Genomic DNA, 20,727 nt, shown 5'->3' with positions numbered 1-20,727 from the left:
CGTATCCGGAACACAGCAGCAGTATCAGCCCCAACCGCACCCCCGACAAGACCGCGACGAGACTCATGAATAGTGCTCGCGAAGTGGGGTGCGTGCCTCATTTGGGAAGTGCTCGCGAAACGTGTCCGGCTCCGGGTACTGCTGGGACCATGATGGATGGGTCAGGGGTTGTCGTTGTCAGCGCGCAGGGAGATCACCAAGCAATTCGCGGCGGAGTATGCGCGGGCGGCCAAGAAGGACAAGGGAAGGATCCTGGACGATCTGGTCGCTGTCACCGGCTGGTCCCGGGCCAACGCCCGCCGCGCGTTGTCCACGGCGCTGAAACGTAAAATTCCCGTCCGGAAAGCGAAGAGGAAGCCCCGCCCGCGGACTTATGGATACGACACGCTGATGGCTTTGATCAGGGTCTGGCGGCTGGCCGGCATGCCGTCGGGCAAGTACCTCGCGGCGACCATGGACCTGTGGCTACCCAAACTGGAAGCCTATGGTGAGCTGAAAGGTGTGCGGTTCAGCCCGGAAATCCGGAACCAGCTAATGGCCGTCTCCGGGGCCACGATCGACCGTCTCCTGAAGCCCACCCGCGAGGGGATGGCGCCGAAGGGCCTGTCCGCCACGAAGGCTGGCAGCGAGCTCCGCTCGTCCATCGCGGTGCGGCGGGCCGGCCAGGAACACGAGCAGGTTCCCGGGTTTATCGAGGCGGATCTGGTCGCGCACTGCGGCCCTGCCCTGGTGGGGGAATTCGCCCGCACACTGACCGCTACCGACGTGTTCACTGGCTGGACGGAGAACGTCGCGATCCGCAACAGCGCCTTTAAATGGATCCTCGCAGCGATGGAAACAGTCGCCGAGCGTCTGCCGTTCCCGCTCACGGGTTTGGACACCGATAACGGTGGGGAGTTCATCAACCAGGCCCTCGTTGGCTGGGCAGCGGCCCGGGGCATCTACTTCACCCGCGCTAGGCCCTACAAGTCCAACGACAACGCCCATGTGGAGCAGAAAAACGGTGACATCGTGCGCCGTCACGCCTTCCACTACCGGTATGACACCGCGCTGGAACTGCAGCTGCTCAACGAGCTCTACGCCCTGGTGCGGATCCGGTTCAACATGTTTACCGCGACGAAGAAGGCCATTGGCTGGCGGGAGAACCGGAACGGCCACAAGACCCGCATCTACGACAAACCCCGAACCCCCTACCAGCGGGTCACCGACGCGGGTGTGCTCACACCCGCCAAGGACGCTGAGCTCGAGGCCCTGTTCAACTCCACGAATCCCGCGGATCTCACCCGCGGAATCACAGACATCCAGCTCCGGCTCATCAGCCTCGCTGCCGACAAGACCCAGGCAATGCGTGACTCGCCGACGCGAGCAAAAATACGTGAGGCACGCAGAACCGTTTCGCGAGCATCTTGACGTGAGGCACTACGGACCGCCCAGCCCACAAAATAAGACCACCGCCGAATTTTCACGTTACACGGCGGGACGAGCGAAGCCGACCCTCAGCAGCTGACATGAAATTTGCGGTGCCCACGTCCCGGTGACCGGAGGATCCGGTGGGTTGGCGTCGTAGCCGGTCGTTATCCGGTCTGTTGCAGGGGCTCGAGGATGACCTGGTAGCCCAGGGACCCGAGTTGTCCGATCGCGCGGGCTTTGGTTTTGGCTGGTGCCTTCCTTGTGAAGTAGTCGGCTCCGGGGTCTTTGTAGAGTTCGCCGGTGGTGAGCAGGTGCCAGGCCGCGGTGAGCATGGCGTGTTCCACCGCGACGAGTGCCTTGGAGGCACGCGCCGGGCTGTGATGCGCCGGTATTTGGCGGAGAAGTAGGTGTCCTTGATCGTGCTGCCGAGAGGGCGGCGATGCCGAGGGCTCCTTTGAGGTATCGGATGCCGGGCCGGGTCTTGGTGGATTTGACCCGTCCGGCGGATTCGTTGGACCCCGGGGAGGTGCCGGCCCTGGATGCAAGGTGCCGCGCGCTGGGGAACACGGTCATGTCGGCGCCGGTTTCGGCGATGAAGACCTCGGCGATGGTGGTGCTGAATCCCGGGATGCTGATCAGGAGTTCCCGGGCGGGACGAAAGGGCGCGATCGCCTCCTCGATCCTGGCGCTCAGGGCCTCGATGTCGGCGGTGTGGTCGTCGATCCGGTGTAGATACAGTTCCGCCATGTAGCGGTGGTGGCCGCTGAACCTGCCAGTCAGCGCGTAGGTGAGCTCGGGAATCTTCGACCGCATCCGTCCGTGAGCCAGCTCTGCCAGGGCCGCCGGATCATCCTGCCCCTCGATCAGTACCTGCAGCATCAGCCGTCCGGAGACGCCGGTGATGTCCGAGGCCACCGAGGACAGTTTGATGAAGGCGTCCTCGAGGAGCTTCTCCAGCCGCTGGATCTCCCGGGTCCGTTCCCGGGTGATGATGGTCCTCGCCCGGGTGAGGTTCCGCAGTTCCCGGATCGGGGGCGGGGGCACGAAGGAGGCCCGGACCAGCCCGTGGGCGCCCAGGTCGGCCAGCCAGGCGGCGTCGGAGACATCGGTTTTGCGGCCCGGTACGTTCCTGGCGTCACGGGCGTTGACCAAAACCACGTCAAGCCCGTCGTCTTCGAGCAGGTAGTAGAAAGGACGCCAGTAGTCACCGGTCGCTTCCATGACAACCAGGCTCACATGTTCGTTCAGGAGGTGCTCTTTCAGGTCCAGGATCTGTTCGGTCATCGCACCCCATGTGGTGACCGTCGACGTCGTGGGCCTGGACCCGCGGCCCTGCACACGGACGCAGACCTTGGCATCCTTCTTCGAAACATCAATGCCCGCGCACCACGGGTGGTTCACTTCCATAGCGAATCACCCTTCCCAGTCATGCCAGCAGGAATCAAGGTGTCTGCGTTCCGGGGAGGACGGATTAGACAACAAATCTGACATTCGTGCTCAAAGGCAACAATCCACGGTCCCGCGGACAACAAAGCTGTGCCCTCCACCACCAAACTAAGCCACAGGCTCACCGGCACCATAGAGCGACCCGGGTCGACCGGAACACACTCCTTAAGTGTGTCCGCACCCCGGACAAGCACCAGAGAGCCACGGGATTCAGGCTTAGATTTTCCATGCCCACGGCCGAGCGCAGCGCCCCTCAGGAACTAAGTCGGTGTCTGGGGCATCACGGAACACTTCCGCCAACTGCTGAAGACTGATCAGATCGACGGCTTGCACCAGGTCTGGGCCGAGCTCGTAACGTCGTGAAAGCGACTAGAATGCGGGAGGCGAATACACCGTTGCTGACCCCTGAAAATGTGGCGCAATAACGTGCTCACATTTTGCCGGACCCGGGTTACAAACACTTGCAGCGAAGCTGGCAACTTCAGTGCCAGGAACCTCAGACGAACCGCTCACGTGTGCCGGGATCATGCGCATTACAGGCTCCGGTTATTCCAGTACACAGCAGCCCAACCACAAGCTGAACAACTGCCGCCACGCCAAGAGCCATGAGTGGAAGATCATCCGTAAGACCACCCCCCGTTGAGGTGGCCTGGTCGTCGTTTACCGTGGCCTTGGGCGGGTCCGTGGTGGTTCCAGTTTTCGGCTGGGCGTCACGGCTCGTGAAAGAGATTCTGGGCTCCTGCCGGTCTTTCAAGCAGACCCGATTCATGGGCCTTCGCATTTAGGCATCGTTGGTTCTTTTCGCCCGGTGGGGGCGGTGCCCGCCGGCGCCGCGTAGGCAACTTAGCCGGTAGTTAGCGAAGTTGCAGAAGCCTTGGAATCCGGGGGCTATTCCGCGGGTGGTCTCGATGACGCCGTTGGTGTCGACGTAGACCAGTATCGCGGGTTGCCAGGCCCGAAGGGGCCGGCCTCGCCGGGCGACTTCCACGCTGGGGCAGGTCGGGAACGACACGATCACCTCGGCCACCAGCACCCTTCGGTGTTCCGGGCAGGTTTGGTAGATGGCGAGGTGGGCGAAGTGCAGGCGGCGGTTCAAGTCCCTGGCGCGGGACTATGAAAGCCCTCGTCGCCGTGGAGCATTCCATCCTCATCTCCAACAGACCCATGCTCAACTCAGGCCAATGCTTCGTCGACCCGGGCCTGGACGAATAGTCCCGACGCCATGGCCACTGTGCTGGGAAAAGAATCGAAACCTTCAACAACTCGAAAAGTCTCGGCTTCCAAGTCACCCGTCAGCCTCTCCAGTCAGCCGATCAACTCGCATGCTGCCGCCCACCCCAAGGAAACGCCTATTATCATTTTTTCGCGTCAGCGTCTCTTTGGGTATTGGTTGCTTGATCGCTACCAATACAAAGAGGTCCCGACTCCTTCCTGCTGCAACACACTGCACCGGAACTGCTCACACAACGAAGTCGGCCTCAGACCGGACTAACCACGCTCATCCGCTAAGTGCCCGAAATGCGACCGCACGGCCAACCAGACCGGTCTCCGCGTGAACAGGACTGTGATCCCACCGTTCGGCCCAGTAACGCATTCGAATGGAGTCCTTCAGCAACCTCCCGGCCCCGGTACTGGACCGGTCGCGCGGATCCAATTTGAGCCCCCCTTGCGCCGGAGCTCGATCGTGGAGGCGCGATGCGCGCCAACGAGGTGGCCAGCAGCCCGCACCGGTTCAAAGGCAAGGAATTCATGTTCCCATACGGGCCGGACAGACGGGCTGGACTTCAGGACCACACGCGCCGCCTTGCGGGCGTGATTTCGGCGTCAGCCCCTCAGCCGCGGAGCTGGTGAAGTTCTCGCTTTCCCGGCAGCGGTTGCACGATCCGATCGGAGCCACTCGCTCATTTGACTCGAACATCTGGGGTACATTTGACGGGGATCAATGGCAGGAGTGCAGACTGAGCCAGCATGACTCCCAAGATACTAAAACCATGTGGGGTGTGTCCTGACGAAAACTAACATTGTCGACGAAGCTTTGCCGAGGCCGGTCAGAGTCTTATGGCTAACCAACTTGGCTGCACCTTATCGAGTGCCGCTCTGGCGTGCGATGCAAAAGCGGCACCAGCTTACGGTGGCACTTCTCGAGTCAGCGCAATCATTGGCAGCCGACAGAGCCGCGAACCGGGGAACCGACTGGCAGCCCAGAGAAACTGACACGGTTAAGTACAGCGAGATTCCAACGAGTAAACTGAAATACGGCGAAGCCAGATACTATTTTCTGCGCGATCCTAGATGGCTACTTCGCGTCCGTAATTATGACGTTATAATCTTTGGCGGTTGGGAATCGCCCGCGTACTGGCTATTGCTTCTCGCCGCAAGAGTTTTTGGCCTAGGACGAGTGGGATTCTACGAAAGCACCCTAAGTACGATGAAGAACACGCGAGGTCCCGTTGCCTGGGTACGCCGGCTATTCTTTGCAACTATGCATGCGGTCGTAGTCCCCGGACCCGATGCTCGCGGAGCACTCCTACACATTGGAATATCAGACGACAGAATCGTCGAGGGGGTCAATGCGGTGGACGTTAAGGCTTTCCATCTAGCGTCCCTAAGGGTGACGTCTCAGACGCCGCTGACGGTAGGTCATTCGTTTCTTTACGTGGGCCAGCTGATACAGCGAAAGCGCGTGAAAAACGTAATTGATGCATTCGAATCCATCGCGCTGCCTGAGGACCGCCTAAGTATAGTTGGATCCGGCGAGCAAGCGGATTACCTTCACCAAAAAGCGGCTAAATGTGGCTCATCGATAACGTTCAGAAATCATGTAGATAATTATCTGCTTCCCGAAGTCATGGCCGGTCACGAAACACTCGTACTAGCATCGTCGGAAGAAGTTTGGGGACTAGTTGTCAACGAGGCCCTCGCGGCAGGTATGCACGTAGTCGTCTCAGCCAACTGCGGAGTCGTCCCCTCAGTTTTGGGCATGCAGGGTGTCTTCATCACTAAACCAGATCTGAGTGATCTCGAATCGCAGATGCATAACTCTCGGAATGCATGGATGGCAAGAATCCAAGAACCTCAAATTCTGGTTCACACGCCCGAGCGTTTCTCCGAATCCTTTGATCGGGCAATCGACATGGTCCGGTAGCCGTATACACGTATGCGAAGCCGGCTCCTCAGAGGATGCCATTCGAGGCGACTGCCTCGCGCGTTTATCCATTCGCCGAGCTCGACGGTAACTGCTGCACTCTGCTGCTCGATACGCAACTCAAAATCTGACACTGAAAATCATCATCATAGGTTTCGCAGCGCGCCTACAGTTCGATCCATGGAGCGCTCCGGCGTACGCTGGCAAAGTTGGTTGCTGACGGCACAGCAGAGCAAGGACTCGTATGACCGATCGAGAAAGAAGCTCCACGAAGGGGGATGCATTGTTCAGCACACGGCGCCTGTCGGAGTTTTCGGGGGCAGGGTACGACAAGGGGCGGCCTAAGTCCGTTCAAGCACTTTGGGTACTCACGTCAACCGTCCTGGTGGAGCGCATCTGGTGCCCTTCCAGTGTTCGCGCGATCGTATTGCGCCGGTTCGGCGCCAGTGTGGGGAGCAGAGTCTTGATTCGACAGGGCGTTCGCATACACTGGCCATGGAAACTAATCGTCGGCGATGATGTTTGGATCGGCGTTGATGCTTGGCTCCTGAACTTAGAGCCGATCACAATTGAATCGAATGTGTGCATTTCGCAAGAAGCGATGTTGTGCACTGGAAGCCATAAGGCGGACGACCCGGCATTCGAGTTCGATAACGCCCCGATCCATATAGCGGAAGGCGCATGGGTTGCTGCCCGAGCCACGGTATTGCGGGGTGTGAGCGTCGGACGCAATTCTGTTGTAGGTGCGATGGCTCTTGTCACGCGGGATGTACCCGACGATACAACGGTGCTGGCACCGCAGGCGCAAATGACCTCAAAGGCGCCGAAGAAATGAAGATCATTCAGGTGGCCACTTTGATTTCGCCCAGCGGAGAGTATGGCGGTCCGGTCAGAGTAGCGGTCAATCAGACGCGTGAACTTCTTGCCGCAGGACATGACGTCCTCCTTGCGGCAGGAGCCCAAGGATTCGGGCGGCGACTGCCCAGCGAATTTGATGGCGTCCCCGTAATGCTATTCGAAGCTTTTAACCCGGTGCCCAAGACCGGATTCTCGGGGTTGGTGGCACCTGCTCTTCAAAAGTGGTTGAAGACCGCCGTGAAGTCGGCAGATGTTGCCCACATCCACTTGAGCCGCGACCTTGTGACCTTGCCGGCCGCCACCGAGGTCCGGCGCCGTAAGCTTCCTTATGTTCTGCAAACGCACGGAATGATAACTCCTTCAAATCATCCCTTGGCCGGAACGGTAGATGCGGTGTGGACCAAGCGTGCACTTGAGGGGGCCGACACCATCTTCTATCTGACGCCGCAGGAGCGCCTCGGATTGTCGAACGTCACGCGGGCGCCTTTGAATCTTAAAGAATTGCACAACGGGGTCCCGGAAACAAGAGGAACCCTCGCGACAGCGGAGGCTGCGATCGAAGTACTGTTTCTGGCGCGTCTACATTCACGCAAGCGCCCGCTAATGTTCGTTGCAATGGCGAAAGCCCTCCACAGCAAATACCCCGACGTTCGATTTTCGATCGTAGGTCCGGACGGCGGAGAAGGCCCCGCAATTGAAATAGCCATACGAAAATCTGGGATGGGCGACGCACTCAGATGGGAAGGTGCATTATCTCCTGAAGACACGACCTCCAGGATCAACCGATCGACGATATACGTTTTGCCATCGGTCGATGAACCATTTCCAATGTCAGTGTTAGAAGCGCTTTCCCTGGGAAAGCCCGTTGTGGTAACGGACAGCTGTGGTTTAGCGGCCGCAATTACCGAAGCAAGTGCCGGAACTGTTATTGACTCTAGCCTAGAATCCCTTGTAGTAAGCATCGATCGCCTGCTAGCAAATCCCGATTATAGAAAGTCTGTCGGCGTCCGGGCAAGAGTTCTTGCTGAACAGAAATTCAGCATGAAGGCGGTCTGTGATCAACTCCAACTCGCCTATTCAATTAGCAGCGGTGCATCATGAGCCTGGAAAATAGCAGTGGCTAGAGCCAAAACACTGATCATCGTACAGCCGTACGTTCCGGCTTACAGGATGGTTTTTTTCTCACGCCTCATCGACGTATTGAAGGACTCCAATGTTCACTGCCGCGTGGCGGCTGCCTCTCCATCCGTTCACGGGACCGATCGGGGCGACGCTGAGAGCGCGAACTGGATTATTCCAGTCCGCCACCGCCGACTCCACCTCGGCGGGCGAACGCTTACGTTGGGGGGTGCTTCAAAGTCGTGGGCAGGGGCCGACGGTGTCATTGTGGGCCATCTGGGGTCATCAGTTGACACCTACTGGGCCATATTGGACTCGAAGCGTCCTCGGAGCAGCCTTCGCGTCGGAGTGTGGGGACACATTGATTCCTACGTAGCCGATAGCCACCCATTAGACGCGGCCGCAGAGAGGTGGCAGCTCCGTCAGGCGGACCATGTATTCGCATACTCAGCAAGCGGCGCTGCTTTTGCAGCGGACCTGGGAGTTCCCGCTAGGCGACTTACCACCGTCATGAACACTATCGACACCCAAGCTTTGTCTGAGTGTAGCCAAGGGCTTGCAGACTCTGCGGTAGCGGAATATATGACTTGCCACGGACTCAAGCAGGGGCGCACGTTGGGTTTCCTTGGAGGGCTCGACGAAAGCAAGCGTATTTCATTCCTCGCGGAGGCCTTGGATCGACTGTGGGCAACGGATCCGGACTTGCGTGTCGTCGTCGGGGGTAAGGGGTCGCAATCCAATCTCTTGGACGTCTCGATCTCCAGGGGACAAACTATCCGGATAGGATATGCCACGCCGTATGAGAGGGCCATAATAGGTCGGGTGGCGTCGGCATTGCTCATGCCTGGCCGGATCGGTTTGGTTGCCGTCGACGCGCTCGTGCTGGGGATCCCAATCCTTACAACAGATTGGCCTTATCATTCTGCGGAGGCAGATTACCTGATCGAAGGCGAATCCCGCTACACGTCCGGAAATGATGTGGACTCCTATGTCGCCCTTGTGCGACGGTTCATGCTTTCCCCCGGCAATGGCGGAAAATCCTCCTCGGGTTCATCCTGGGCCTACCCGACTATCGACAACATGGTTGCCAACTTCAGCGCCGGCGTCCTCAGCATGCTCGGTAAGGCTGAAAGTCCGGAATGCCAATCGTGAAGCTCAACCACGGATATTACAACGGGAAGCACAAAGTTGAAGATCACAATTCTTGGAATTAACTACTCCCCCGAACCCACAGGAAACGCTCCATATACAGCTAGCCTGGCCGAGGGGCTCGTTGCGGCCGGTCACAGCGTCCGGGTGATTACGGGCTACCCCCACTACCCGGAATGGCAGCTGAAGGACGGCTACAGCGGCTGGGCTCATGATGAGTTGATGGGCGGAGTAAGCGTCAAGCGGCGCAGGCACTTCATACCTACCGCACCAACCGCCGTTCACCGGATGCACATGGAACTCAGCTTCGGTTTGCGCCTACTCTTTTCGCATTGGGGTAAGCCGGACGTGGTTTTGCTTGTCAGCCCGGCACTGTTCTCATCCGCAATCGCCCTCCTCCGCATACGGCTCACTCCACGTCGGCCCGCGGTTGGGCTTTGGATCCAAGACCTCTACAGTCTCGGAGTTGTCGAGACAGGAACGGGGAGCAAGAAGCTTGGATGGCTCATGGGCAAAGTCGAATCTGTGATTCTGCGTTCAGCAGATGGCGTCGTGGTCATTCACGACCGTTTCCGCGATTACATCGTCAACACCCTGGGAGTGCCATTCGAAGACACCAGAGTCATTCGCAACTGGACTCATCTCCCACCGTCTCCCGTTTCTGGGAACAAACAGTCCCGAGTCAGGCTAGGCTGGGCCCCAGAAGACGTAGTGGTCCTTCACGCCGGAAATATGGGCAAGAAGCAGGGACTGGAAAATGTCGTTGAAGCTGCCCGTTTGGCGCAAAAGCGGCAGAGCAAGGTGAAATTTGTCCTTATGGGCGACGGAAACCAGCGTAAGCGGCTTGAGGGGCGAGCCGAAGGTCTCACTCACATCCAATTTATAGCGCCGCTACCGGCCGATGAATTTCAACAGGCCTTGGCGGCCGCTGACATCCTTCTGGTTAATGAATTGCCTGGCGTCAAGGATATGGCGGTTCCGAGCAAGCTAACTTCCTATTTCAACGCCGGAGTTCCCGTGATTGCAGCCACGGATGGCGGAAGCGTCACCGCCATGGAGATTAGTGCGTCGCTTGGCGGCCTCAGGGTGGATGCGGCCGCTCCGGAGGCGCTCCTTGAAGCTGCAGAAGGGCTTGGGCTCGATCCAGAAGCTGCCGCGTCCCTCGGCATCAACGGTCTTCGTTTCAGAAATGAAATATTGTCCGAAGCAGCAGCCGTGGGCGACTATGATGATTTCATTACACGTCTGGCATCGTCGCACGGCCGATAGGTCGGGCGACTCACTGTTGCCATACCAAGTTTACTTTTATGGGGGGTTCCATGGCTAAGCGCGCGCTGATAACCGGCATCACAGGGCAGGACGGCTCCTACTTGGCCGAACTGCTGTTGTCAAAGGGATATGAGGTGCACGGCCTCATCCGCCGGGCCTCGACGTTCAACACCGCACGCGTGGACCACCTGTACGTCGATTCGCACGATCCCAACGCCAGGCTTTTCCTTCACTACGGCGACCTGAGTGACGGTGCAAGATTGGTCACCCTGCTTGCGCAGATCAAGCCTGACGAAGTTTATAACCTGGCAGCTCAGTCCCATGTCCGCGTGTCATTCGACGAGCCGGAACACACTGCCGACACCACCGGGGTCGGGACGATTCGGCTCCTTGAGGCCGTCCGAATGTCAGGGATCGAGACCAAGTTCTATCAGGCGTCGTCCTCGGAGATGTTCGGCGCCACCCCGCCCCCGCAGAACGAGGACACCCCGTTCTATCCGCGGTCTCCCTATGGGGCGGCCAAGGTCTACAGCTACTGGATTACCAAGAACTATCGCGAAGCTTACGGAATGTTCGCTGTGAACGGTATTCTCTTCAACCATGAATCGCCTCGCCGTGGCGAAACCTTCGTGACACGGAAGATCACGCGCGCAGTGGCCGCCATCAAGGCGGGCAAACAGGATTTGCTCTACATGGGAAATCTGGATGCCGTGCGCGACTGGGGGTATGCAGCTGAGTACGTCGAAGGCATGTGGCGCATGCTTCAGGTCGATGAGCCCGATGACTTCGTGCTCGCAACCGGTGGTAACTACACCGTCCGTGACTTTCTGCAGATTTCGTTCGAGCATGCTGGTCTCAATTGGGAGAACCACGTGCGCTTCGACGAGCGTTACCTGCGCCCGACCGAAGTGGACGCCTTGGTGGGAGATGCCTCGAAGGCGCAGGAAAAGCTGGGCTGGAAGGCCTCGGTTCATACACCGGAGTTGGCACGCATTATGGTTGACGCCGACATCGAAGCCCTGCGGCACGCCGGTAATCACTGGATTGATAGCGTCAACCTCGACAGTTGGAATAACTAGTGACCGCAGGCATCAATTTCGTTCCCGCCAAACTGGACCGATCGTCGAAGTTCTATGTTGCCGGTCACCGCGGACTCGTCGGCTCCGCGATCTGGCGCAATCTTGATGGAGAAGGCTTCACGAACCTCATCGGACGATCGTCCTCGGAACTGGACCTGAAGAATCGCGATGACGTCTTTAACTTCTTCGCAGAGGCGAAGCCGCGCTACGTGGTGCTTGCAGCAGCCAAGGTGGGCGGGATCCTGGCCAATAACACGCATCCGGTTGATTTCCTCAGCGACAACCTGAGAATTCAGGTGAATGTACTCGATGCCGCGCGTGAGCACGGCGTAGAAAGGCTCTTGTTCCTTGGTTCATCATGCATTTACCCGAAATTCGCCGACCAGCCAATACGGGAAGAATCGCTCCTCACCGGACACTTGGAGCCGACCAACGACGCGTACGCCATCGCCAAGATTGCCGGCATTATGCATGTCCAGGCTACCCGCCGCCAGTACGGCCTTCCATGGATCTCGGCGATGCCCACGAACCTCTATGGGCCGGGTGACAACTTCTCACCGGACGGTTCGCACGTGCTGCCCGCCCTGATTCGCCGCTACGACCAGGCCGCCAGGTCGGGCGCTGCTACTGTGACGAACTGGGGCACTGGTTCCCCTCGCCGAGAGTTCCTGCACGTCGACGACATGGCCACGGCCTGCCTTCACCTGCTTGAACATTATGACGGACCGTCTCAGGTGAACGTCGGCACCGGAACCGACGTCACCGTTAAGGAACTCGCGTCGGCTGTGGCTGAAGCTGTGGGCTATCAGGGAAACATCGAGTGGGATACCTCCAAGCCGGACGGCACACCGCGCAAGCTCCTTGACGTTTCCATGCTCGCCGAAGCCGGTTGGACCGCATCGATCGGGCTCAATGAGGGCATCCGAGAGACGGTGCAGTGGTACCGGGCGAACATGGCAACCATACGGACCTAACCGACCCAGCGGAGGGCCGGTCCTTGACGCACGTTGAACAAATTGGGGGAAATCAGGTGAGCGGAGACGCGCAGTGGCGGAAGCGGACCTCCCGTCTCTTGGGCGCCGTGGATGCCTTCGTCGTAATCTGGGCCATTGTCGGGGCATACGTCGTGCGATTTGGAGTTGAACCCGGCGCTGCTGTCAACGGCCAGGACTTCAACTACACATGGGTTTCTGTAACTCTGGCCGTCGCTTGGTGGATGATGCTCGGCGGATGGAACAGCAGGCAGAGCCGAATTCTCGGGGCCGGACCCGACGAGTATAAGAGGGTCGCTGCCGCCTCGCTGTGGCTCTTTGGACTGGTTGCCATATTCTCCTATGTCTTGCGGATAGACACGGCCCGTGGCTACGTTGGGATCGCACTTCCGGTCGGACTGGGCGGTCTCCTCTTGGCTCGCTGGCTCCTTCGGCAGCACCTGAACGTTGAACGCCAGGGAGGCCGCAGCATGTCACGTTTGTTGCTCGTGGGAGGCCCAAGCTCCGTGGCGCACCTGGCCTCATCCCTGGAGCGCGTTAAGGGCGCCGGGTATTTGCCCGTGGCTGCCTACACCCCCGGAGTTCACGATGGACTTGAAGCGGAACCGGAGTCTGGTCTGCCGATCCTTGGCTCCCGCCCCGACACACTCTCAATACTTGCGGCAATCACCGCATGCAATGCCGACACGGTTGCCGTGTCGGCCGGGGTCCAGCTGCATCCCCAGACGCTACGGCACTTGGGCTGGGAACTCGCCGCCCGCAATATTGGCCTGATCATGGCTCCGGCCCTGACAGATATCGCGGGCCCCCGGATCCATACGCAGCAGGTTGCCGGGCTGCCACTGATTCACGTCACGACGCCAGCGTTGGAGGGTGGCCAGGGGGTCGCCAAGCGTTTGTTCGATATCGTGGCGGCTGCGGCCATGATCATCTTGGCATTCCCGGTCATGGTGTGCGTGGCCATCGCGGTCAAGCTGGATAGCCCTGGCCCCATCCTATTCAAACAGGAGCGCGTGGGAATCGAAGGCGCTCGTTTCGGAATGCTCAAATTCCGCTCAATGGGGGTTGACGCTGAACAACAACTTGAACATCTCTCCTCCCATAACGAAGGTAGGGGCGTGCTCTTCAAGATGAAGCAGGACCCAAGGGTGACCCGCGCCGGCGCTGTACTGAGGAAGTTCAGTTTGGATGAACTACCTCAGCTTTTCAACATTGTTGCCGGATCCATGAGCCTAGTGGGCCCCCGACCCCCGCTGCCGTCGGAAGTAGAGGCGTACGAACAAGACGTGCGCCGCCGACTTCTCGTGAAGCCAGGTCTCACAGGGTTGTGGCAAGTCAGCGGCCGCTCGAATCTGTCCTGGCAGGACGCGGTCCGGCTCGACCTCTACTACGTGGAGAATTGGTCCTTGGCCGGCGATCTCATCATCCTGTTGCGAACCGTGCGAGCTGTCCTCTACCGGACCGGCGCTTACTGACCAGCGCTGCTGTTCGCGATATCCCGTTTAAAGCAGAAGGAAAAAATGCGCATAACAGTCATTGGTTGCGGGTACCTTGGCGCCGTACATGCGGCCTGCATGGCCAAGCTGGGGCACGAGGTGGTCGGCATCGATGTCGATGAAGGGAAGATCAATTCCCTCTCTGGCGCCGTAGCGCCATTTTACGAGCCCAATTTGAATGAGCTCCTCGAAGACCTCCGGGAGACTGGTCGCCTATCCTTTACGACTGACATGACAGCGGCCGCCGGAAGCGACGTCCACTTCATTTGTGTGGGCACCCCGCAGAAAGAGGGCGAGAACGGTGCAGACTTGGACTACGTTTACGCCGCAACACTCTCGCTTCGACCGCATCTCCGGGCTGGCGACGTCGTCGTCGGTAAGTCAACGGTGCCCGTAGGCACAGCAGCACGTCTTGCGGGACGGATCCGAAACTCCGAGCCGGGTGCCCACTTGGTATGGAACCCCGAGTTCCTCCGAGAAGGGCACGCAGTGGCCGATACCCTCCAGCCTGACCGCCTCGTTTACGGCGTGCAGGACGGTTCAGAGGACCATCCCGCTGTGACAATCCTGGACAGGGTCTACTCCGAGCTTCTGGGGGCGGGTATTCCGCGGATGGTGATGGCTCTACCCACCGCCGAGCTGGTCAAGGCAGCCGCCAACTCATTCTTGGCTACTAAGATCTCCTTCATCAACGCCATGGCAGAAGTCTGCGAAGCCTCGGGGGCGGACGTCACACAGCTGGCAGACGCAATCGGCATGGATGACCGCATCGGCCGGAAATTCCTCGATGCCGGCATTGGGTTTGGCGGGGGATGCCTGCCCAAGGACATTCGGGCGTTCATGGCCCGTGCTGGCGAGCTGGGCGCGGATCAGGCGCTTACGTTCCTCCGTGAGGTGGACGCCATCAACGTGCGGCGACGGGAACGCGTCGTGGAACTGACCCGCGCACTGTGTGTCGGAGCCTTACAGGATAAGCGAATCACAGTGCTGGGTGCAGCCTTCAAACCCGAAAGCGACGACGTCCGCGACTCCCCTGCGCTCAGCATCGCAGCTGAGCTCCATTCGCAGGGAGCCATAGTAACCGTCACCGACCCGAAGGCGCTGCCCAACGCCGCCAAAAGATTCCCGGAGCTGCAGTATGAATTTGATACCGAGTGGGCGATACAGGGAGCAGATGCTTTGCTGCTCCTCACAGAATGGCCGCAGTACCGCGGCCTTGACCCTTACGAACTTGCCGGGATGGTGGGCTCGCCCCGGATCCTGGACGGCCGCAATGTACTTGACGCCGCAAAATGGCGCGCGGCCGGATGGACCTATCGCGGACTTGGACGTCCCTAGGCCATGACTGACACCCAGAATCTCCCAGAAACCGATGGCTCCAGCACCTCACCACGGGACCGCAAGGGCGCGGCCCGCCGCCGTGACCGTCGCCGCCGCTTGATGATTGGCTTGGCCTCGCTGGCCGCAGTTGTCATCCTGGCCGTTGCGGCGGCAGCCTGGCTCGGCTCGAGGGCCAGCATCATCAAGAGCGAGCTAGAAGCCGCGAACCAGCTCATCCTTGTTCTCAAGGAGAATATTGCTGGCAACAAGCAGCACGAGGCCAGCGCCACTGTTGATCAGCTTCGCTTCCACACAGCGGCTGCCCGCGATGCTGCCGGAGATCCACTGTGGACCCTGGCATCAGCCACTCCAGGGCTCGGAGCGAATTTCAGCGCCGTGGCTGAAGTTGCGCGTTCAGCCGATGACGTCGCCACGTTGGGTGTCGCCCCTTTGGTAAGGGTGTTTGGCTCCCTCAATTGGGACAGTCTTCTACCGAGCAGCGCGGGAACGGATCTGGAGCCCATTCGCAACGCCTCCCCCAGCGTCTCAGCCGCAGCCCATGCCGTGCGGGCCTCCGCTGAGCGGCTGGGCGCAATCGATGCGGGCAGCCTGTGGCCGCAAGTGGCTGAGCCGCTGACGCGGGCCAGGGGGCAGCTTCAGGCCGTGACCGGGGCCCTGGATGCCTCGGCAAGCGTCGCTAAGGTTGCGCCGAACATGCTGGGAGTCGGCGGCCAACGGAACTACTTGTTGATGATCCAGAACAACGCTGAATCCCGGGCCTCGGGGGGAATTCCCGGAGCGCTGGCGGTACTCACGCTGGACAAGGGCAAACTCACGCTGGGCGCCCAAGGTAGCGCCGCCGACGTCGGGATCATGTCCCCGCCCTTGCCCGTTGATCCGGAACAGGAGCAGATTTACACCACACACCTCGGCAAGTACATGCAGGACGTCAACCTGACCCCTGACTTCCCTACTGCCGCCAGCACGGCACAGGCCATGTGGGAGAAGAAGACCGGGCAGCACGTGGACGGCGTGATTTCTCTTGACCCTGTGGCGCTGGGCTATGTCCTGGACGCGACGGGGCCGATAAAGATCACCAGCCCAGAATTGTTGGCGTTGGCCAAGACCGGCCTGCCCTCCGAACTGAACGGCAAGAATGTTGTGCCGACGCTGCTGTCTGACGTTTACGCCAAAATCGCCAGGCCCCAACTTCAGGACGTGTACTTCGCTGGGGTGGCAAAGGAAATCTTCGCCGCGCTCTCGAGCGGAAAGGGCGAAGCAAAAGGCTTGATCGACGGTCTGTCGCGCGGATCCGCAGAGGGCCGCGTCCTCGTTTGGTCCGGCATTAGCGACGAACAGTCGGTCATTGCGAAGTATCCTGTGAGCGGATCAATCTCGGGCCCCAGCGTGGCCCCGGCACAGTTCGGCGTGTACTTCAATGACGGTACCGGCGCCAAGATGGACTACTACATAAAGCGGACCGTACAGCTCGTCAAGGAATGCACCGGTGACGACTATGGCCAGGTCAAAGTCCGCATTACCAGCACCAATACGGCCCCTGCGGATGCAGCGACGTCACTGCCCGCATATGTCACCGGCGGTGGCGATTTGGGCGTCCCGGCGGGAAAAGTCCAGACCAATGTCGTTGCCTACGGTCCAGTACAGGCCATTGTGAAAACAGCCATCATCGATGGCAAGAAGGTGGACTTTGCCGCTAACCTACACGCCAACAGACCGGTTGGATCCGTGACCCTCATGTTGGCTCCAGGGCAGAGCAGCACGGTTGAGCTGACCTTCGGAAAAATCGTCCAGCACACGGAGCCTAAGGTGGTTGTCACGCCCACCGTCCAGCCTGTAAAAGATGTCATCCTGGCCCCCGAAAACGCAGCATGCAGCCCGTGAATGCAGACAGTAGGTAAACAGTACATAAAGCAACTTGATTCACTTTGGTAACACGCGTTATAGGTGCTAGTGTCTGCATGGACTTAACAAATGAGATTTCAACCTGCGGCCACTCCGGGGCCAGGAATCTCCGCCATTGACGTGACACTCAAAAATTATGGTCTCAGGGGGACACATGAAGAAAACACTTGCAGCAATCACACTCGCGGGTTCCATCGCACTTATGGGCGCGGTTCCGGCCATGGCCGATGGGTACGCGTCTCCGAAGTCCACCGGCGTCGTCTCGGACGGCAGCCCGGCCGTAGGTGAGACCTTCAGCTTCTCGGGCACGGGCTTCACCCCCGGCGAGGCCATCACCATCACTGTGGGCTCGAAGACCTTCAACGCCACAGCTGACTCCAACGGCAATTTCACGATCCAGCTCAGCATCAGCGAAGCCGGCACCTACACGCTGACCGCTAAAGGCGCTGTGAGCGGCAACGTCGCCACGTCCTCGGTCACGGTTCAGGGCGCGGCACTTGCGTCGACCTCCAACAATGCCGGCACGGCACTGGCCAACACCGGCACGGGACTTGCCAGCACAGGCGCGGATTCCAGCCTGCTGCTGTGGTCCTTGGTTGGCGGCGGGGCCCTCGCTGCCGGCATCACTTCGGTTGTTGTGGTTCGCCGCCGCGCCAAGGGCGAGATCGCAGCCTAACTCAACAATCCACCCGACGAAGGGTGGCTGGTTCTTCCGAGAAATTCGGAGATCCAGCCACCTTTTGGTTTTGATCCAAGCCGACACTGAAGCATCTGCACACCGAAGCTGTGATATCCATGAGGACTATGGGGAGACATTGGCGGCGCCGAAGAAAACTGTTTGGGCTATACATTCGCTCAGTTCCGTCACTGTCAGCATTCACGATTCCTCCGCTCCCGCGGCTCCGGCTGCGTATTGCCTACGTTCTTCTGACGTTCCTGGCGGTAGCCTCACTGGGTGTCACTTTGCTCGCATTGGCAAGGGCCTGAACCGGATATGAGAATTGTGGACAACCCTCGGTTGCCGGCGCGCCTTCTGGCCGCGTATTTCGCAGCCTTGGCCCTCATCGGGTTCTGGCCCACTCCCGTTGACGCCCCGGCCCAGTCTCTTCTTACAAAAGTGCTCGCAAAATTGCACGCCCATGGGATACCGGGCTGGATTAATTACAATCTGGTGGAGGCCTCCGCGAACGTTCTGCTGTTTATTCCGGTCGGATTCGCCGCCGCCCTGGCCCTTCCGTCCCGCCGGTGGTGGCACATCTCGGCGCTGGGCCTGCTGGCGTCCGCGTGCGTGGAGCTTGGCCAGTTCCTGTTCCTGCCACACCGAGTTGCCAGTCTCCTGGACGTGGCGACTAATACTGCCGGGGCCGTTGTGGGGGTGATCCTTGCCCGTGCGCTCCGGGAGAGAAACAAACGGCGGGCCCTGTTAACGCCAACCCAAAACGGGACCAGTAGTGCCATTTGAAAACAGGGCCACTGGTTGTTCGTTCTATTGTGCCGTAGTGGCCGTGGGCTGGTGTTTTCTGAGCCGGTAGCTGTTGCCTTTGAGGCTGATGACGTCGGCGTGGTGGACGATCCGGTCGATCATGGCCGAGGCGATGGTCAGGTCCCCGAAGACGTCGCCCCAGCGGGCGAAGGGCAGGTTGACGTCAGAATCATGGACGCGTGTTCATAGCGGCGGGAGACCAGCTGAAAGAACAGGTTCGCGGCGTCCTGGTCAAACGGGATATAGCCGACTTCATCGACCACCAGGAGACTGTAGCGGCGTAGCTTGACCAGTTCCTGGGCGAGTTTCCCGCGGGAGTGAGCCTCCTGCAGGCGGGCGACCCAGCCCGTCGCGGAATCGAAGAGGACCCGGTGCCCGGCTTTGGCCGCCTTGATGCCGATGCCGACCGCCAGGTGGGTTTTGCCCGTGCCGGGAGGCCCGAGCAGGACCACGTTCTTGGCCTCGGAGAGAAATGCGCCGGTGCCCAGATGGGCGATGAGGTTCCGGTCCGCGGAGGGCTGGTGGTCGTGTTGAACTCCTCGAGGTCCTTGTGCGCGGGGAACCTTGCGGCCCTGATCCGGGTCGCAGCCCCCTTGGCTTCGCGTTCGGAGACTTCCCGGGAGAGAACGGCGGCCAGGTACTCCTCGTGCGACCAGCCGGCGTCCCGGGCCTGGTCGCCGAGGCGGCGGAACCCGTCGCTGATCCGGGGTGCGCGCAGGGCACGAGCGTAGTACTCGATCTGTGAGGGTGTCCCGCTCATGACGCCGCCTCCAGCAGCACCGCCGGGTCCTGGCCGAGGTCGATGCCGAAGATCACGTCCTAGGCGGCCAGATCCCGGATTTGCACAACTTCCTCGGGCTCGAGGCGGTGCACCCGCTGGGTCCGGAAGTCCCTGCGCATCTCTGCGGCCCGGGCAACATGAGCCGGATCGGTCACCACCAGATGCCGCGCCCAGGCCCGGACGTGTGTGGCGATGATGACGCCGTCATGGGTGACCCAGACGGTGTCCAGATCAGCGGTGACATCCACGATCCGCCCAATGAACGAGGGGTCCACGGAATAGTCGTTGGAGAACACCCGCACGTAGTAAGCCCGCGGGAGCCGCACCGCGTTGCGGAATACCGTGTCCGGTGTCACCGGCGGTAGCTCCCTCATCTTCTCCCGGTCCAGGACGATCAGCTCGTCAGGGCGGCCGTGGCGGGACCGGGAATACCGGTGGTTGGCCTTGGGCAGCCAGTCCTCCAGCTGGCCGTTGAAATCCGCAGGTGAGCGGAAGTCCCGGCCTGGCATGAAGCGTTGCCGGAAGAACCTGTTCATCCGCTCGACCATGCCTTTGGACTCCGGATCCCGCGGCGGTAGCAGCTTGACCTCCAGCCCCAAGGATCCGGCGAACGCGGCCACCGGCTCCGTGGGCCGGCGCCGGCCGATGCCGGACTCGTTGTCCCACAACAGCCGGGACGGGACGGCCTGCGCATCCTGCAGCAGCGCCCACATCCCACCGATCAAATCCGGTGTCGTGCGCGACGGCAGCATACGTGCCTGGATGAATCCCGAGAACGCCGAAGTCATCACCAGCACCGGGGACGTGTCAGTCTGGCCCTCACCGACGGGCAGCGGATCATGCGGGAACCACAAATCGCACTGGACCTGGAATCCCGGCTCGTGGACCAGACGGTCGGCCGGGTCCGGCGGCGCGTATTCCGGCCGGATCGCGGCGACCTTCGCCCGGAACAGCGATGCGGAACCGGACCAGCCCACCCGCTCCGCGAGCGTTGCGGCTGGCATCGTCGGCGTCTTCACCAACAGCTCCCGCACCCTGGGCGCAAACGCATCAAAACTCGACACCCCCGCCGCCCGCTGGTACTTCGGCGCCCGGTCCGACTCCAGCGCACGCTCCACCGTTCCGCGGGAAACCCCCACGATCCTGCCGATCTCACGCTTCGAGTGCTTGCCCGTCGAAAACAGGTGGCGTATCTCCGCCCAATCATCCAAATTGATCACCTTCCATAATGGTCGGTGGCCCTGTTTTCAGTTGGCG

The 20,727-nt window shown here is 60.3% G+C and carries 15 protein-coding genes and 2 pseudogenes; 13 read left to right on the top strand and 4 right to left on the bottom strand.

The genetic code is table 11. From position 1 onward, the window contains the following. The first annotated feature begins 174 nt into the window (after positions 1–174). Entirely contained in the window at positions 175–1,410 is a 1,236-nt protein-coding gene (locus QCD75_RS14280) for an integrase catalytic domain-containing protein (protein WP_301229678.1), read from the top strand. 164 nt (positions 1,411–1,574) lie between these two features. Here the strand turns inward: QCD75_RS14280 and QCD75_RS14275 are convergent. Together QCD75_RS14275 and QCD75_RS14270 are read right to left on the bottom strand one after the other, a co-directional pair. Next, positions 1,575–2,817, bottom strand: a pseudogene (locus QCD75_RS14275) (IS110 family transposase). Between the two features lie 820 nt (positions 2,818–3,637). After that, entirely contained in the window at positions 3,638–3,952 is a 315-nt protein-coding gene (locus QCD75_RS14270; RefSeq protein ID WP_301229676.1) for a hypothetical protein, read from the bottom strand. A 1,035-nt stretch (positions 3,953–4,987) separates the two neighbouring features. Between QCD75_RS14270 and QCD75_RS14265 the strand changes: the two genes are divergently transcribed. The 12 genes from QCD75_RS14265 to QCD75_RS14210 all read left to right on the top strand — a co-directional run bounded on the left by QCD75_RS14265 (position 4,988) and on the right by QCD75_RS14210 (position 18,668). Beyond that, positions 4,988–6,001, top strand: coding sequence for a glycosyltransferase family 4 protein (locus QCD75_RS14265; RefSeq protein WP_301229674.1), 1,014 nt, complete (start codon positions 4,988–4,990; stop codon positions 5,999–6,001). A gap of 244 nt (positions 6,002–6,245) precedes the next feature. Then, the gene (locus tag QCD75_RS14260) at positions 6,246–6,836 is read left to right on the top strand and encodes a DapH/DapD/GlmU-related protein (protein ID WP_301229672.1); all 591 of its coding nucleotides are present in this window, start codon (positions 6,246–6,248) and stop codon (positions 6,834–6,836) included. Next, positions 6,833–7,960 carry a glycosyltransferase gene (locus QCD75_RS14255; RefSeq protein ID WP_301229670.1) on the top strand — a complete coding sequence of 376 codons (1,128 nt, stop codon included), beginning with the start codon at positions 6,833–6,835 and terminating at the stop codon, positions 7,958–7,960. The genes QCD75_RS14260 and QCD75_RS14255 overlap by 4 nt, the downstream gene beginning before the upstream one ends. 528 nt (positions 7,961–8,488) lie before the next feature. After that, positions 8,489–9,130 carry a glycosyltransferase gene (locus QCD75_RS14250; RefSeq protein ID WP_301229668.1) on the top strand — a complete coding sequence of 214 codons (642 nt, stop codon included), beginning with the start codon at positions 8,489–8,491 and terminating at the stop codon, positions 9,128–9,130. A 36-nt stretch (positions 9,131–9,166) separates the two neighbouring features. Beyond that, complete coding sequence (locus QCD75_RS14245) at positions 9,167–10,396, top strand: glycosyltransferase (protein ID WP_301229667.1); 1,230 nt, start codon at positions 9,167–9,169, stop codon at positions 10,394–10,396. A 50-nt stretch (positions 10,397–10,446) separates the two neighbouring features. Beyond that, a complete protein-coding gene (gene gmd / locus QCD75_RS14240; RefSeq protein WP_301229665.1) occupies positions 10,447–11,475 on the top strand; it encodes a GDP-mannose 4,6-dehydratase in 1,029 nt (342 codons plus the stop codon). Further along, positions 11,475–12,449, top strand: a complete 975-nt coding sequence (locus tag QCD75_RS14235) for a GDP-L-fucose synthase family protein (protein ID WP_301229663.1) — start codon at positions 11,475–11,477, stop codon at positions 12,447–12,449. Before gmd ends, QCD75_RS14235 begins: the two co-directional genes overlap by 1 nt. A 107-nt stretch (positions 12,450–12,556) precedes the next feature. Beyond that, the gene (locus tag QCD75_RS14230; RefSeq protein WP_301229661.1) at positions 12,557–13,942 is read left to right on the top strand and encodes a sugar transferase; all 1,386 of its coding nucleotides are present in this window, start codon (positions 12,557–12,559) and stop codon (positions 13,940–13,942) included. 45 nt (positions 13,943–13,987) lie between these two features. Next, positions 13,988–15,301 carry a UDP-glucose dehydrogenase family protein gene (locus tag QCD75_RS14225; protein ID WP_301229659.1) on the top strand — a complete coding sequence of 438 codons (1,314 nt, stop codon included), beginning with the start codon at positions 13,988–13,990 and terminating at the stop codon, positions 15,299–15,301. A 3-nt stretch (positions 15,302–15,304) separates the two neighbouring features. Next, on the top strand, positions 15,305–17,185 hold the full coding sequence (locus QCD75_RS14220; RefSeq protein ID WP_301229657.1) for a DUF4012 domain-containing protein: 1,881 nt from the start codon (positions 15,305–15,307) through the stop codon (positions 17,183–17,185). A 175-nt stretch (positions 17,186–17,360) separates the two neighbouring features. Next, the gene (locus QCD75_RS14215; RefSeq protein ID WP_301229655.1) at positions 17,361–17,882 is read left to right on the top strand and encodes an LPXTG cell wall anchor domain-containing protein; all 522 of its coding nucleotides are present in this window, start codon (positions 17,361–17,363) and stop codon (positions 17,880–17,882) included. Between the two features lie 318 nt (positions 17,883–18,200). Next, on the top strand, positions 18,201–18,668 hold the full coding sequence (locus QCD75_RS14210; protein WP_301229653.1) for a VanZ family protein: 468 nt from the start codon (positions 18,201–18,203) through the stop codon (positions 18,666–18,668). 24 nt (positions 18,669–18,692) lie between these two features. On the opposite strand, the pseudogene istB reads toward QCD75_RS14210, so the two are convergent. After that, positions 18,693–19,449, bottom strand: a pseudogene (gene istB, locus QCD75_RS14205) (IS21-like element helper ATPase IstB). 59 nt (positions 19,450–19,508) lie between these two features. Beyond that, positions 19,509–20,690 carry an IS21 family transposase gene (gene istA / locus QCD75_RS14200; RefSeq protein ID WP_301229651.1) on the bottom strand — a complete coding sequence of 394 codons (1,182 nt, stop codon included), beginning with the start codon at positions 20,688–20,690 and terminating at the stop codon, positions 19,509–19,511. Positions 20,691–20,727 lie beyond the last annotated feature (37 nt).

It is taken from the genome of Arthrobacter sp. PsM3, from assembly GCF_030433895.1.
Lineage (GTDB): Bacteria > Actinomycetota > Actinomycetes > Actinomycetales > Micrococcaceae > Arthrobacter.
Note: the sequence above shows the minus strand (reverse complement) of the source record. Positions and strands in the feature narration are given on the sequence as shown.